We start from the raw sequence: 14246 nt of genomic DNA, 5'->3' as shown, positions 1-14246 counted from the left end.
CACCCTTAACGCCGCGACTGGCAGTTTCGCTTGTCGCGCATCTCGCATTGTTGTTCGATCAGCGCACGCGCCTGAAAGCCGATATCCTGTGCCCGCAGCCAATCCGGCGAGCCTGTAGGCAGGCCCGCTTCTGCGGCAGCCGCGCTACGCAAGGCGAGGACATATTCCCGTTTCATGACCTGTTGTTCCGCCGTCGCGAGCCTTGCCCGCGGCATATCACCTCGCTGCGCATAAACGACGCCGAGCTGGTACCAGGCGAACGGATTGTAACGATCGCGTGCGACCGATGAGCGAAGCACACGCTCGGCTTCTTCGAAATTGGCCTTGTCCTCGGTGGCGATCAGCGCATGGCCGAAAAGCGAGGCGATGAGCGGTTCCGAGCGGCTCAATTCAGTCGCTTGCCGCAGTGGATCAAGAGCCTCCTCGACGCGGCCGGATTCCAGCAGGACCTGACCTTTGAGTTCCAGGAAATAGGGATCCTGAGGGTCACGTGCGATGAGTGCATCTGCGGCATCCAGCGCTTCAGCCATCTTTGCTTGCTTGTGATAGGCATAGGCGCGGGCAATCAGCGCCGGGGTCGACAGGTCGGTCTCGGGATAGTCGCGCAGGGTAAATTCAGGCTTTGCGACATAGCCCATCAGCTTGGCCTTGATGCGCTGGAAACGGGCTTCGATCGCAGGATCGCTGGGCTCGTTCCACGCGGGATCCGTTTCATAGACCGCGCGCAGATTGTTGATCCGGTCCCCCGAGAGCGGGTGAGTGCGCCAGAAACCGGCCTCGTCATCCTGGCGGAAGCCGCGGCGAGTTTCCTGATTCAGCAGCTTGCCGAAAAACTCGAGCGAACCGCGGCCGGAAATACCAGCGTTCGAAAGATATTCGGCGCCTGCCGCATCGGCGGCGGCTTCCTGGGTGCGGGAAAACGACAGGATCGAACTCAGGGCAGCGGTCTGGCCGGCCATCATGATCCCCATCGCGGCGTCGCCCGCCCCGGCCAATGCTGCACCCAGTCCGGCCAGCATGGACAGGATCGAAATGCCATTGGCCTGCGAATACCCTTCGCCGCTGCGGATCACGTGGCCGCCGGTGATGTGGCCAAGTTCATGCGCGATTACGCCTTGAACTTCGTTCGCGGTATCTGCCGCATCGATCAAGCCGCTATGGATGTAAACCGCCTGTCCGCCGGCCACGAAAGCGTTGATCGAAGGGTCGTTGATCAGCACGATCTCGACATTGCCGGGCGCAAGACCCGAAGCCTCGACCAGCGGATCGGCAATGTCGTTGAGGAATGCTTCGGTCTCAGCATCGCGCAATACCGACTGGGCGGCCGCCGGTTGCGCAGCAAGTACGGCCAGCGCCAGAGCGGCGAAAAGATGGGAGAGCAGACGCATGCCGGACCCCATTAGGGGTTTTTGGCCTGAACCGGAACTGAAAGCGATGCGTTGAGGCGAAGGAATTGCGCGATCCGGTCAAACACCAGCGGATCGCGGCGCCATGGATTGGTCAGTGCCAGCAATGGGTCGTTATGAGTCTTGCCGGGCAGGTAGAGCGTTTCGACGGATGCTCCTGCCTCCTGCAGCTGTGCGGCCAATGCCTGCGAATTGCGGATTTTCACGACCGTATCGGCTTCCCCGTGAACCAGCAGCATGGGCGGGGCATCTGCGCTGGTATGCGCAACCGGCTGGCTTTCCGCGCCCGCGCCGACACTGCCGAAGGCGGCGCGGCTGCGGTCGGTATCAAAGGGGTAGAAGTCATACGGACCCGAGAGGCCGACTACTCCGCGCACTGCGCCGGAGGGGGCGCCCGCTTCTTCGAGCCAGCGATCTTCCAACGCGACTTGAACCGCATTGTAGGCTCCAGCGGAATGCCCGGACAGGACGATCCGGCCGGGATCGCCGCCGTGCCCCGCGATGTTTTCATGAACCCAGGCGACGGTCGCGGCGGTGTCTTGCAGCATTGCGGGATAGCGGCCGGCTTCGTTGAGGCGGTATCCGCCGAGCACCACGACATAGCCTTGTGCAGCCATGTTCCGGGCCACGAAACCGTAATCGTCGGGATCGCCGTGCGCCCATGCGCCGCCATGGAAGAAAACGAACACCGGCTGCGGTTCCTGTGCAGACCCGCTCCGGTAAACGAGCAGCTTCTGGCTCGGATTGTCGCCATAACTGGCGCGGTGCACCAGTTCTACGTCATGCGAGGGGCCGGCCAGCCTGTCGACAGTGTCGAGTACGGCAGGACCGTTGCGCTTGACGGCAATCAGCATCGCTCCGGCGCCGATCAGGCCGAGGCCGAGAAGAGTTGTAAGAATAGCCATCGAAGTCCTCATACCGCCTCATCCTGTTGCTTGCCGACCGTATCGATGATGCTGGCGGCTTCGTCGTCGTCGAGCAGGCCAATCGAGCCAAGGAACTTATGGCCCTCGTCGTAGCCATCGCCCAGCCATAGCGGAATTTTGGCAGCTTCCAGCGAAGCTTTTGCAGCCAGCTCTTCCGGGCTCATTGCCTCACCCACTTTGCGGATGAAAACTGCCCGGACACGGCCGGGATTGCTGATGGCAACATCGGCAAATGCGGTAAGGTCGCCTTGCGAATCGTCGCCGATCATCGCGAATTTCATGTCGGGATATGTGGCGAGGATACCATCGATTGCCGCGCGCTTGTGCGCTCCGTGACTGGATGAACCGAAGGTCTCGCGGTTGAAACCCCAGTCACGCAGCATGATCGGGCCGAGCGGCAGGCCCCGTACCTTCATGTAGGTGACGAGGTATGAAAACAGGTTCCACGGGCTGGATGACACGTAGAAGAACGGCCTGAGCGAAGCCTTCTGATGGTCGCCAGCGTGACCCGAAGATGCCTTGAAATCTTCGCCCCCGCCAAGCGCGCTGTAAAAGACATCCGCCCCGGGGACTAGCAGTCGTTCTTCCGGCATCTCCATCAGAACCCGCCGCCAGTTGCGCATTACAGCCCTGAAATTGCCCGTAATGCCCGTTTCTATGATCGTGTCGTCGATATCGGAAATGACCCCCAGTCCGCTGGTGCGGCCCGGGGCAAGGACGTGGCCGTCCAGGCAGTGCTCGCCTTCGCCATTCGTCCAGTGAAAGCTGACGGTTTCCCATTCGGGACGCTCGGCATAGGGCCACTCGCCATCCAGCGGGATGTCGAAATGGACGAAGCCTTCCTTGTTGGTGATGGACTGATGACGGCGACTGTCCTGGCCCGGCGCGGCAAGTTCCAGTTGCACCGGCAGCCCTTCGACTTCGTGGCTGGCAAACTGGGCCATCATTGTGCGCATTGCGCGCCACTTGCCCGATTTCACGAATTTACCTTCGCGCGATCGCAGCGCGCGAGCGGTGATGAACAACCGATCCTGGTTCCGGTATCCGAAATAGGGCTGGATGCGAACGGGTGCGGTTGGCAGAAATGGCATGGGCCACGCGCTAGCGCGCATGGCCCATGTAATTCAAGCTTGTCTCAAAGACTTATTACAGGCGCTTATTTGCCGAGCAATTTGCGGGCGGCCTTCTCCAGCAGCACGCGGTCTTCTTCCAGTTCGCCGACTACGACCAGTTCGCCTTCATCGGTGCGGCGCACCATGACGAGTGCAAATTCAGGACCGTCTTCGGCGATATCGGCGACATGGGATGTTTCGACCATGCGCAATTTCTTGGCCAGTGCCGGACGAATGCCGGTGCCATCGTCTTCGACCGGCTTGCCTTGCTCTTCCTTGCGGGCGCGGCGCTCTGCCTGGACTACGCCCTTGAGGCCGCCTTCCGCTGCGCGAAGGTAGTTCACCAGTTCGCCGCGAGAGACGCCAACGCGGTGTGCATGGGTCAGTACGGCGGCATATTCTGTCAGGCGCGTCTTGTCGTAATCGGCACCAAATACCAGCTTCACGATCGGCGTCATCGGCGCGCGATCCTGGACCGTCAGTCCGTTGTCGGAAATGATTTCATGGAAGTCTTCCGGTGCTTCGACGGCTTCCAGGCTGAAATCGTAGGCCAGGCCGACAGCGGCATAGAGCGCCTTTCGGCTGCGATCTTCCGTGTTCTGCGCGGCCTGAGCGAGTTCGCGTGCAGCGGCGAGGCAGTCATAGAGGCCTTCGGGCGCCTTCTCTTCAGCAGCGGCGATAACAGCGGCGTCTTCGACGGCTTCCGCGACCAGCGGCATCTCGAGCGCGGACGCATCAGGTTCTTCATCTGCTTCGTCTGCGATTGGTGCATCCGGAACCGATTCTTCGGCAAGGTCTGCCTCTTCGTCTGCTTGCGAAACAGCTGAAGGATAGAATTCCGCAGCGGGAGCCTCATATGCGGCGCCCAGCTCGAAAGCGACGGGCTGCGCGTTATCGGGTTCGTATGCTTTGGGAACGGAGGGGCTTGGCAAAGGCGTGGAGCCCTGCATCTCGCCACTGAGGTCGACCGTCTTCTTGGAACGCTCGCCGCGGCTGACCAATGAGGTCAGGCTTCCGCCGACTTCTTCATCTGCCAGCGGATCGACGAGATCGTCGACGTCGCCATCGGAAGGTTCGTCTTCATCCCATTCGGGCAGACCGTAATCGGCAGCGGTCTTCATCGCGCTGTCGAAGTCGTCGTGGGCATCCGACGGGTCGGAGTCCGCATCGGCCAACAGGCTGCCTATCGGATTGCCCAGCGCATCGACACCGCGTTCGCGGCGAGCAGGCTTGTCGCCCGATACACTGTAGGCATTCTGCCCAAAGACGGGTGTAGGCAGTTCTCTTGGCTCTTCGTCTTCGACCATTTCGGCGTCGCCCAGTTTCAGTACATTGTCATAGGCAGCGCCCGCTACTTCAGCCTGCGCCTCGACCTCTTCATCCCAGTCACCGCTGGTTTCGGCGGAAAGATCTTCGACCGGCTGCGTCAGTTCGAGCATGTCGTCTATTTCAGCTTCCTGCGCGGGTTCTTCAGCTGCATCGCCGCCCAGTGCCTGATCGATCTGGAGCAGCAATTCGTCTGCGGTTTTCGCGTCGGCCAGTTCTTTCCAGTTGATCACGCCGAAAATGAAATCGATCGTCTCGTCATCGCTGGAATAGGGCAGCAGGATCCCGCGATACAGTACGGTCTGGCCGCGCTGGTTCACAAATTCCGCTTCGAAGCCGATCGGCGCCTGATTGGCGATGATCTGCATGTAATGGTCGGTAATCCGGCTCAGCAAGGAGCGCGCAGGAACATCATCGAGGTGGTTGATGGGCCCATTGGCATCGCATTCGCTGCGCAGTTCATCGCCGACAAAGCGCACGGCCGGATTCTCGATCCCGGTCGAAAAATCGAGCAACACGGAATACGGGCCGAAATCGTCGAGCAATTCGGGCTCGAGATCTTCGATGTGCGGGAAAGCGGCATCGCCGAGCAGGCTCGCCCAATGATTGTACGCGCGCACCTGCATGCGGCGTTCATCCTGGCCTACCGGAGACGGCGGCGGATCGAGATCCGCTTCGGCCTCATCGACGTAATCGTCGAGATGGTCCTCTGCGTCATGCGCGCCAAATGCGCCGCCAAGCCTGTCCATCGCTTAAATGCCCCCGAGTGCGAGTTGCGTAATTGAGGGTCAGCTATGGGACAGGCGTAGTAAAAATAAGGTTAAGGTTAATACGGGCTCCGGCCGCCCATGGCGCTGTCAGATCAGGTAGCGCATCTTGATGCTCATCGCTTTGTCATCACCCTTAAGGTCGAATGCGGCATCGTCGAACTTCGGCGGTCCCATGCGGACCTTGGCGTCGCGGGAGAAGCCGAAACCTTCCTTCGGGATCATGCCCAGCGCACGATCGGCCTTGCCGTTCGCGTTCTCGTCATGGAGCAAGGCGATTGCATAGCGGCCGGGGGCCACATCATCGAAGGTGAAAATGACACTGCCTTTGGCTGCGTCGACGCTGGCCGTGTGAACGCTGGCGGTTCGCTTGCATTCGGGGAAGTCGTCTTCCGCGGCTGTCATGCAGGCACGTAACAGGCCCTTGGCATTGCGCAGATCAGTCACGGTAACGGAGATGCTCGCCCCGTCTTTGGCCGACGGCAAAGGCGCCCCGGCTCCAAGCGCGAGCGCGGCCAGTGGAAGAAGGGCAAGGCGCGGTTTCATATGCGCTCGCTCAGGCCGCGGTCGGTTCCGCACAGACGGTCCCAAAAGCGAAAATATAGGCCGTAGTTGCATCTGTACTCTTCATGATGACGTTGATGATGGCTGGCGGTTATCAGCCACCCTCCCAACCTTGAATGAACGAGACGGCGCGGAAACATCTCCCAGCCCATGTGATTGGTGACGCCCATTACCGTCATAACCAGCAAGACCAGTCCGAGCGACGCGATGTGGATCGGGACAAGAAACACCAGCGCAGGGACGACAATCGCCCCGGTAAGCGCTTCCCACGGATGGAAGCTCATGGCGGCCCAGGCGGTTGGCGGGCGGCTGGCATGATGGACCGCGTGCATTGTCCGGAACAACTTTGGCCGGTGCATCAGCCGGTGGGTCCAGTAAAACCACGTGTCATGGAGGACGAGGTAGATGAGCGGCGCAGCAATCAGATACCACAGCGGCATCGCGTCCCACTGGGTATAGATCTGCGTCCAGCCGCGCTCTTGCCAGCCCCATGCGACGATCCCTGCCGGTATCCCGTAGACCGCTGCCGACGCGAGCGACCAGAGGATTTCCCGGCGTATCTGCGGCCCGAGATTCGAGTGGTAGCCGGGCTTGCGGAAATTGGTGGCGAGCGCAAACGCTCCGCTTGATGCGAAGTAGCGCAGGGCGATTATGCCGGTCATGGCAATCGCGGAAATGAAGATGGCGTACCACATGGTCCCAGCGATGCTTATGCCGCAGGATCCTTAATGATAACAGCTACGATTCTATTCGGCGGTGCCCCAGGGCGCGCAGTGTGGATCGGCTGCAACGGTCATGCGGCGCATGGCGGTACGGGCCAGTCGCTCCACCTCGACCTTGCGGCGCGCCGCGGCGAGCGGGTTGAGCGGGGCAGGACGCACGATTTCGCCGTCATATCCATCCGCCACCACGATCCCGCAGCAATCGGGACGATACCCGTCACCTTCGAGCGGTGAGCGATCAAGAGCCGGAGGTAGCCCCCAGTAGAACCGGTCGCAATAATCGAGATAATCGGGCCATTTCCCGTCACCCAGCAGATCGCCGCGCTGGACCTTGATCTCGACGATGATGACCCGGCCTTTGACATCCAGACCCATCAGGTCCGCCCTTCGGCCATTGCGCAGCGGGATTTCCGGCATCAACCAGACATCATTGCGTGCAAACAGCCGCGCGATGCCGCGCGCGACCTGGGCGGCGGTTTCTGAGCCGGAAACGGCTGGGCTTGGTTCGATAACCGGGGAATCACTCATGACCCCGAAATGGAACAAATTGGGAACGCGGTCAAGCCGCGAACCGCATCAATTGAGCGGAGCAAACCCGATGATGGCATCGCGCGATTTGTGGAATTCCTGCCACAGGGTGAGCGCGGCGCTGGTGGTGTCCTGGCCTTGAGCGCTCAGGGCAAGCAATGCGCGCAGTCCCGGCTGCATCACTGCGGCGAGGTCATCGACGCCGCGCAGGACCATCTCATATTCGAAGCCGCCAAGCTGCAGTGCGCGGTCGGGCAGGCCCTTTACCGCGTCGTCTTCATCACCTCGGCCAAGTTGTGCCAGAACGCCGATGGCGGCTGCGGCTTCGTGGACGGCATCCCACTGGCTGGCGAGCTTGGTAGTGTCGGCATCGCGCGCAGCGCCGCGTTTCACCGCCGGCAGCATGGTGGTGCGTGACAGGTCGAATTCATGGCTGAGCGCGTTCATGCAGCGATGGTAATCGGGATCGGCTTGCCAAATTACTAATGCTGAGCGCACCGGGCGGGAAATTTCTCTGGCCCGGTGCAAAAGCCCTTGCTAAGCGCGCCCATCGTCACATGCGTGATGGCCTAGGCACCCGTAGCTCAGCTGGATAGAGCGCTGCCCTCCGAAGGCAGAGGCCACAGGTTCGAATCCTGTCGGGTGCACCATTATCGCGGTTATCGAGGCCGCCCCTCACGCATTGCCGCCAGCGTGCCGCTCGACTATCGAGGTCCGGATTTTTTCGTGAACCGCAACGGAGCGTAATATTCACGACCACCGATCTGTGCGAGATAGCGCCGGTAGCGCAGGGGAGGCCGGGCACCTGCCTGCCTCTGGCGCTCCGCGCATTGCGATGGTCTACAATTCGCGCTCGCACCGGAACAAGGGCCAGTCGATGGAGCACGTCGATGGCGTCGAGATTGACGTGGTGCAGCCCTCCACGAAAGACGATCTCGCCCGGGCGCTGTCTGCGCTTCATGCCGACGGTATCGACCTGCTCATTATCAATGGCGGCGATGGAACCGTGCGCGACGTGCTCACAATGGGACAGGCCGTGTTCGGAAACGATTGGCCGGTTCTGTCGGTCCTGCCGCGGGGCAAGACAAACGCGCTGAACGTGGATCTGGGCGGACCGCCGGACTGGAGCCTGTCAGATGTGATCGCGGCTTATGAGGAAGGCAGGTGCGTCAAACGCAGGGCCTTGATGGTTACCGCGAAAGACCGTGACGAGCCTGCAATGCTCGGCTTCATCATTGGTGCTGGCGCGTTTACGCTGGGCATCGAGGCTGGACAGGATGCGCACCGGATCGGCTTTTTCGATTCCCTGGCAGTGGGCGCAACCGCGGCATGGGGTATTGCGCAGGTTCTGTTCGGCTCCAATTCCAATCAATGGCGTAGCGGGACGGAAATGAATCTCGCCTATGCGCCGTCGGGCGAACCGATGCCGCATTCCAGGCACGGCCAGCCTTCACGCCGGCACATCATGCTCGCCTCCACCCTCCAGCGCATGCCGATGGGCATCCAGTTGTTCGGCAAGGGTCAGGCGCCCATCCGGCTGGCGGTTCTCGACCGGCCCCGCCGGCGGATTTTTGCGGCACTTCCGGCAGTGCTTGCCGGCTGGCACCCCGGCTGGCTTTCCGAAGCGGGGCTGCACCATCTTTCCGCCGAAGCGTTCTCCATGAAGCTCGATGCTCCCTTCATTCTCGACGGCGAGCATTTTCCGGCGGGAAGCTACCAGATCGACCAAGGTCCCGAGCTGACCTTCGTGAGCGCGTGAGCGAGACACTCGAACAGCGGATCGCCGATGCGCTGGATCGGCCGGTGAGAGACGAGGTTGCCCGCTATGCAGCCTCGCTGGGCACGCAGGCAGGGGCCGAGGCGGTGCTGTTCTACGGATCGAACCTGAGGACCGGGTCGCTGGATGGCGTCCTCGATTTCTATATCTTGCTACCCGGTTCGCAGGCCGAACGAATCTGGCCCAAGGTCAGCTATGAGGAGTGGGAGCACCAAGGCGAAACCCTGCGCGCGAAAATCGCTACCATGTCGACAGGCAAGTTTGCCGAGGCTGCACGCGGTGAAAGCCGCGATACGACAATCTGGACGCGCTTTGTGCAGCCCTGCACGCTGGCTTGGGCATCGGGCACCGAAGCTCGCGGCAATGTGCTGACAGCCCTCCAAGATGCGGCAAAAACCGCGACCCGCTTTGCCGCCGCGCTTGGTCCTTCGGGGGGTGCCGCCGAAGATTACTGGCGTGCGCTGTTCCAAGCGACATATCGCGCCGAGTTCCGCGTCGAGAAAAGCGGCCGCGAGGATTCCATCCTGTCGGTGAACAAGGCGCATTTCGACGGGCTCTTGCCGCTGGCGTGGACGGCGCAGGGGCTGGAATATGTACTTGAGAACGAAGTGCTTGCACCGCGCCTGTCCGGGCCGCAGCGCAAAGCTATTCTGACCGAGTGGAGAGCGCGCGAACGCCTTGGCAAGCCGCTCAACATCCTTCGTCTCGCCAAGGCTACTACGACCTTTGATGGCGCAGCGCGATATGGCGCGTGGAAGCTTGAACGCCATTCCGGCATCAAGCTGGAAGTCACTCCGTTCAGGGAAAAGCACCCGCTTCTCGCGATGCCGGGAGCCGCCTGGGAGCTATGGCGTGCGCGCAGGCGGGCCGGCAGGGATCAGCGGTAGCGCATCTGGATAGAGATGGATTCCACGTTGGACCCCACCTGGAAGCCAACCTTCTTGTAGCTTGGTTTGCCAAGGTTGAAGATATTGAGACTGGGGTTGTTCGACATCGCTCCGCCGTCGGCGAAAATGTCGGTCTTGCCGTTGCCGTTGATGTCGTGGCGCACTGCAATCCCGTATGTTCCCGGTTCGGCAATCGGCATGCAGAATTTCATCGTGCCCGCTTTCGCTGGTGACTCGATGCGGGTCAGCCAGCGGCCTTTTTCGAGCCAGTCAGCATCCGTCGCCCGGTAGGACTGGATCCTGAGCTTGCCCTTGCTTTCCTTGATGCCGGAAATGGTCACCCAGACACCAGGCGTGCTCCCGTCACAGCGGGCAGGGTCATGCGCGATCTTCTGTCCGTAACGCGTTTGCGCCACTGCAGGCGCCGCAGCGGTTATCGACGCGAGTGCGATCGCTGCCGTACCGGCGATGGCCAGTGGTTTGAAGGTCATGAAAAGCCCCGTCATAATTGCATTTGTCCCGGCGGCGCACAGATGCAACTCGCCGAACTTTTGTAGGCATCTTCTACCATCAGGCTCTGAATTACGCCTGAATTGCGTGTCTTTCGCCCATTCAGACATCCACGAGCTTGCCGCCGGAAAGGTGGACGACATGGTCCGCCATGTCGCGCAAGAGCCCGCGGTGAGCCACGGCGATGATGGTCCGGCTCGGGGTCAGCGCGCGCAGAGCCTGCGCGATAGCGCGCTCGCTCTCGGCGTCGAGTGCGCTGGTCGCCTCGTCCAGCACGATGAGATCGGGGCCGCGCAAAAGGGCGCGGGCTAGCGCGATTCGTTGCCGCTCTCCGCCGGATATCGCCCGTCCGCAGTTGCCGAGGTCGCAATCGAGCCCGCCGGGCAGATCGTGCACGAATTGCGCATTGGCAGAATCCAGGGCGGAAACCAGCTGGCGTTCGTCTGCCGCCGGATTGGCGAAAAGCAGGTTGTCACGCACGCTGCCGGGAAACAGCACCGCGTCTTGCTGCACATAGGCGGTTCTCGAGCGCCAGCCGAGGCGGTTGTCTTCGCCCAGCTGCGCGCCGTCGATGAATACAGACCCGGAATCGGGAGCGGTGAGACCGGCGCAAATATCGGCAAGGGTACTCTTCCCTGCACCCGAGGGGCCGCAAATCGCCGTGAATTTGTTCGCCGGAATGGTGAGGCTCACGCCAGCAAGTGCGCTGCGCCGGGGGGCATGATCCACGGTGACATTTTCGAGCACCATCGCCTGCGTCAGCTTGGGAATTTCGCCTGACGACAGTGTCTCTGCGTGCTGCAAGGTATCTTCGATCAGGCGCAGCGTGCGGTCCAGCGCGGGGCTGTCGTGCGCCCAGCCTTGCGCACTGGCCTGCATTTCTCCGAACAGCGGCAGCGCACGCACAAACAGCGCCGCCAGGGCCAGCACGCTCGCCAGAGGCATTCCAAGCTTTTCGAGGGCGAGCCAGATTGCGGCTGCTGCGATAAGTGCGCCTATAACCTGAAGGACCGCCTGCGCGATGGCAGCAGAGCGGACATAGGCCCGCTCCGTCGTGCGCAGGGCGCGGACGTCCTTCTCAAGCTTGCGCGATTGCTCGTGCTCGCGGCCGAAGCTTTTGACGACTCTGAGGCCGCGCAAGGTTGCAGAGAGTTGCGCATGCAAATCGTCATATCGCAATGACAGAGCCTTGCCCAAATGATGGGCCTGCCGCCTGACTGGGCTGAACAGAGCGAAGGCGATTGCTCCTCCAAGTGCGCCTGAAACCGCCGCGAGCGGGGAAATCACCAGCGCGGCAGCCAACAGCCCGGCAAGCACGAGGGCCAGCCGGACGAGGCTTCCGACCATCTCCACGGCGAAGCCGCAGCGGTCGATATCGCTGATGAGCAGCGCCTCTGCCTCGCCTTCGCGCAGCCCTGCCAGCCAGCGCCAGCGCGCGCCCAGCAAACCGTCGGCTGCGCGCATCCTCAATCCGTCGACCACGGACATGCGCAAATCCTGGACCGCGAGACGGCGGAGAACTTCGGCGCCAGCGCGAAGGGTCACCAGCGCGACGAACAGGCCAAGCATCCACTCTAGCCCGATTTGCGGGAGGTCGATCCCAATCGAGAAGCCAGCGCCACCAAGCGACGCTAGTAGCGGTACGAGCAGGACGAAACCCAACCCTTCGGTCAGCGCAGCAATCAGGGACAGGAGAACCAGCCGGATGAACCGTGTCGGCCTGCCAATCGCGATCACTTCGCCCAGAGTATGACGCCACCCCATCGCCCCGGCTCTATGCGCCACGATGGCCGTCCGTCAAAATCTCCGGATCAAAGGTCATTGCGGTTTTCGACATGGCCGATGAAACGCGCAGCAAGGATCGCGCGCGGAAGTGCCAGCATCCGCGGCCAGTCATGCTCCCAATCGTAGCCGGGACGCTCGGGCCAGTCTTCGATCAGCGCGGTAAGACGCTCGATATCCAGGACCTCGCCCAGAAACGGGTGGGAGCGCGCCGTATCGAGGACCTCGAGCATGTCGTCCCGGGCTGGGCCAATGCGCGCATGCCAATCGGCATTGTGCAGGCCGTGCAGGCGATTGCCCCGGATCTCGTCAGGAACGCGCCCTTCGCCCATCATTCGGGCGAGCCTGCGCTCAACGCCCTGCCGTGCAAATGCCTCGGTCGGGAGCGAGCAACAGAATTCGATAAGCGGGCGATACGCCGCAACGTCACGCTTGCGCACTGCGTAAAGCTGCTCGAACGCGAGGTCGACATCGCGGCCCGGACCGTCGGCATCACGCCATTCGCGCTGCACCGCCTCTGCGCGGGTGCGATCATAGGTGAAATCGGACCATGCGGAGGCCGTGCCGCGCTTCGCTGCCCGGCTGGCCTGCCGGGCCAGCGCCTTGGCGGAAAGCGGTGTGACAAGCGCGGCCATCTTCCTGCGTGCAGGATGGGCAAGCCCCCGGATAAAGCCGCGCAGCGATGCCGGTAGGTTCGGCAGGACCGACAGCGCCAAGACCCTGCGCCACAAGGGGCGATCATCGTCCGCACGAGCAGCGAGCAGTCTGGCCAGTTCCTGCCATTTCCCGCGCTTCAGAAATTCGCAATAGGCGTAGCGGCCCGCTTCACTGAAAGTCGAATTGCCGAAATCTGCCGTCAGCAATGTGTCGCAGCCGAGCGCGCGCGCTTTCTCGTAGACGCCGTGATACATGCCGACATTGGCCAGGCCGGGAGCGAAAGTCTCGCTCGCACCAAATATCGCTCTTGCGTGACGGTCGGCGGGGCCGATGTCGTCGCTTGCAATGTGCCAGTCGATGCGCGGATCGCCCCGCGCGAACAGACCGGCCAGATCGCGTTCGTCGCCCATCGTACCTGGTGGGCATTCCCCCTGCCAATTGCGGTCGGGTACGAAGGTAATCGCGGAAAGTGTGCCGTCCTGACTGAGTGCTTCGAGAAGCGAGGCGGTGACCAGGGTCGAATCCAGTCCGCCCGACAGCGTGACCGCAGGCGCCTTGGCCCAATCGAGTGCTTTTCGGGCAGCTTCATCAAGCAAGCGGCGCGCTTCTGCTACGGTTGCCGCCTCGTCGTAGTCATCGCCGCGGCCCGGACTGGGAGGCTTGTACCAACGCTGCACGTCCCGCTTGCCGTGGGCGATCCCCACGCTGGCACCAAGCGGGACCATGAAGATGCCCTTGTACCAGGCCTCGTCATCGCCTGAACGCCAGTCATAGGCCAGTTCATCCACAATCCGGTCGTGATCGACTTCGCGGGGCGCGCCCGCTTCGAACAACACCCGCAGTAGCGGCGAGGCAACGGCCCTGTCGCTGCCGCAATGATAATAGAGCGGAGGGGCATCCCACGGCGAACGCGCGAGATGCAGCGATCCGTCTTTCAGCTGGGCGATCGCTGCGTAGGAGCCCACGATATGCCGATCTGCATCGCGTCCCCACAGGCTCAGCGATGCTGCGTAAATCTGCGCTGGATCAAGGGTGTCCAGATCCAGCCTCTGCTGCAGCTCTGCCGTATTGTCGATCCAGCCGGTGAAGGCTGCCACGACCCCCTGCGCACTCCCGATGTGGTCGCGAGGCGAGGCAATGAGTGTCAGCCGGTCATCGCAGCGGATTTGAGGCGCTTGCCGCGTATACCGGCCCAGCGTTTTGGCCAGCGCCGACGCATCATCGCTCGCAGCGCCGTTCCACCAGCGTCGGCCTGCAATCATTCGAATTTGGTCCGGAAGCT

At 62.1% G+C, this 14246-nt stretch carries 12 protein-coding genes, 1 tRNA gene and 1 pseudogene; 3 read left to right on the top strand and 11 right to left on the bottom strand.

The window, feature by feature from the left end; all coding sequences use genetic code 11:
* Positions 1 to 5 precede the first annotated feature (5 nt).
* The 8 genes and pseudogenes from K3166_RS12475 to K3166_RS12440 all read right to left on the bottom strand — a co-directional run bounded on the left by K3166_RS12475 (position 6) and on the right by K3166_RS12440 (position 7798).
* Entirely contained in the window at positions 6 to 1388 is a 1383-nt protein-coding gene (locus K3166_RS12475) for a M48 family metalloprotease (protein WP_221422522.1), read from the bottom strand.
* 11 nt (positions 1389 to 1399) lie between these two features.
* Positions 1400 to 2311 (bottom strand): alpha/beta hydrolase, encoded by a 912-nt coding sequence (locus K3166_RS12470; protein WP_221422521.1) that lies wholly within the window; start codon positions 2309 to 2311, stop codon positions 1400 to 1402.
* Positions 2312 to 2319: 8 nt separating this feature from the next.
* Complete coding sequence (locus K3166_RS12465) at positions 2320 to 3423, bottom strand: phosphatase domain-containing protein (protein ID WP_221422520.1); 1104 nt, start codon at positions 3421 to 3423, stop codon at positions 2320 to 2322.
* Positions 3424 to 4931: 1508 nt separating this feature from the next.
* Positions 4932 to 5519: pseudogene (locus K3166_RS12460) on the bottom strand (PAS domain-containing protein); the annotation flags it as partial.
* Between the two features lie 108 nt (positions 5520 to 5627).
* Positions 5628 to 5984, bottom strand: a complete 357-nt coding sequence (locus tag K3166_RS12455) for a DUF2141 domain-containing protein (protein WP_247714648.1) — start codon at positions 5982 to 5984, stop codon at positions 5628 to 5630.
* Positions 5985 to 6079: 95 nt separating this feature from the next.
* A complete protein-coding gene (locus K3166_RS12450) occupies positions 6080 to 6796 on the bottom strand; it encodes a sterol desaturase family protein (protein ID WP_221422518.1) in 717 nt (238 codons plus the stop codon).
* A gap of 51 nt (positions 6797 to 6847) precedes the next feature.
* Positions 6848 to 7351, bottom strand: a complete 504-nt coding sequence (locus K3166_RS12445; RefSeq protein WP_221422517.1) for an MmcB family DNA repair protein — start codon at positions 7349 to 7351, stop codon at positions 6848 to 6850.
* Positions 7352 to 7399: 48 nt separating this feature from the next.
* On the bottom strand, positions 7400 to 7798 hold the full coding sequence (locus K3166_RS12440; RefSeq protein WP_221422516.1) for a hypothetical protein: 399 nt from the start codon (positions 7796 to 7798) through the stop codon (positions 7400 to 7402).
* 126 nt (positions 7799 to 7924) lie between these two features.
* Between K3166_RS12440 and K3166_RS12435 the strand changes: the two genes are divergently transcribed.
* The 3 genes from K3166_RS12435 (at position 7925) to K3166_RS12425 (ending at position 10015) form a co-directional block, all read left to right on the top strand.
* Positions 7925 to 8001, top strand: a tRNA-Arg gene (locus tag K3166_RS12435).
* 116 nt (positions 8002 to 8117) lie between these two features.
* Positions 8118 to 9110 (top strand): diacylglycerol/lipid kinase family protein, encoded by a 993-nt coding sequence (locus tag K3166_RS12430; RefSeq protein ID WP_221422515.1) that lies wholly within the window; start codon positions 8118 to 8120, stop codon positions 9108 to 9110.
* Positions 9107 to 10015: a hypothetical protein gene (locus K3166_RS12425; RefSeq protein ID WP_221422514.1), complete on the top strand. Its 909-nt coding sequence runs from the start codon at positions 9107 to 9109 to the stop codon at positions 10013 to 10015. The genes K3166_RS12430 and K3166_RS12425 overlap by 4 nt, the downstream gene beginning before the upstream one ends.
* Here K3166_RS12425 and K3166_RS12420 read toward each other — a convergent pair.
* The 3 genes from K3166_RS12420 to K3166_RS12410 form a co-directional block, all read right to left on the bottom strand.
* Positions 10006 to 10506, bottom strand: coding sequence for a DUF2141 domain-containing protein (locus K3166_RS12420; RefSeq protein WP_221422513.1), 501 nt, complete (start codon positions 10504 to 10506; stop codon positions 10006 to 10008). The genes K3166_RS12425 and K3166_RS12420 overlap by 10 nt on opposite strands.
* A 121-nt stretch (positions 10507 to 10627) precedes the next feature.
* The gene (locus tag K3166_RS12415) at positions 10628 to 12289 is read right to left on the bottom strand and encodes an ABC transporter ATP-binding protein (RefSeq protein ID WP_221422512.1); all 1662 of its coding nucleotides are present in this window, start codon (positions 12287 to 12289) and stop codon (positions 10628 to 10630) included.
* A gap of 47 nt (positions 12290 to 12336) precedes the next feature.
* Positions 12337 to 14226 carry an asparagine synthase-related protein gene (locus K3166_RS12410; RefSeq protein ID WP_221422511.1) on the bottom strand — a complete coding sequence of 630 codons (1890 nt, stop codon included), beginning with the start codon at positions 14224 to 14226 and terminating at the stop codon, positions 12337 to 12339.
* Between the last annotated feature and the right edge of the window lie 20 nt (positions 14227 to 14246).

This window comes from Qipengyuania psychrotolerans (assembly GCF_019711355.1).
GTDB lineage: Bacteria > Pseudomonadota > Alphaproteobacteria > Sphingomonadales > Sphingomonadaceae > Qipengyuania > Qipengyuania psychrotolerans.
Note: the sequence above shows the minus strand (reverse complement) of the source record. Positions and strands in the feature narration are given on the sequence as shown.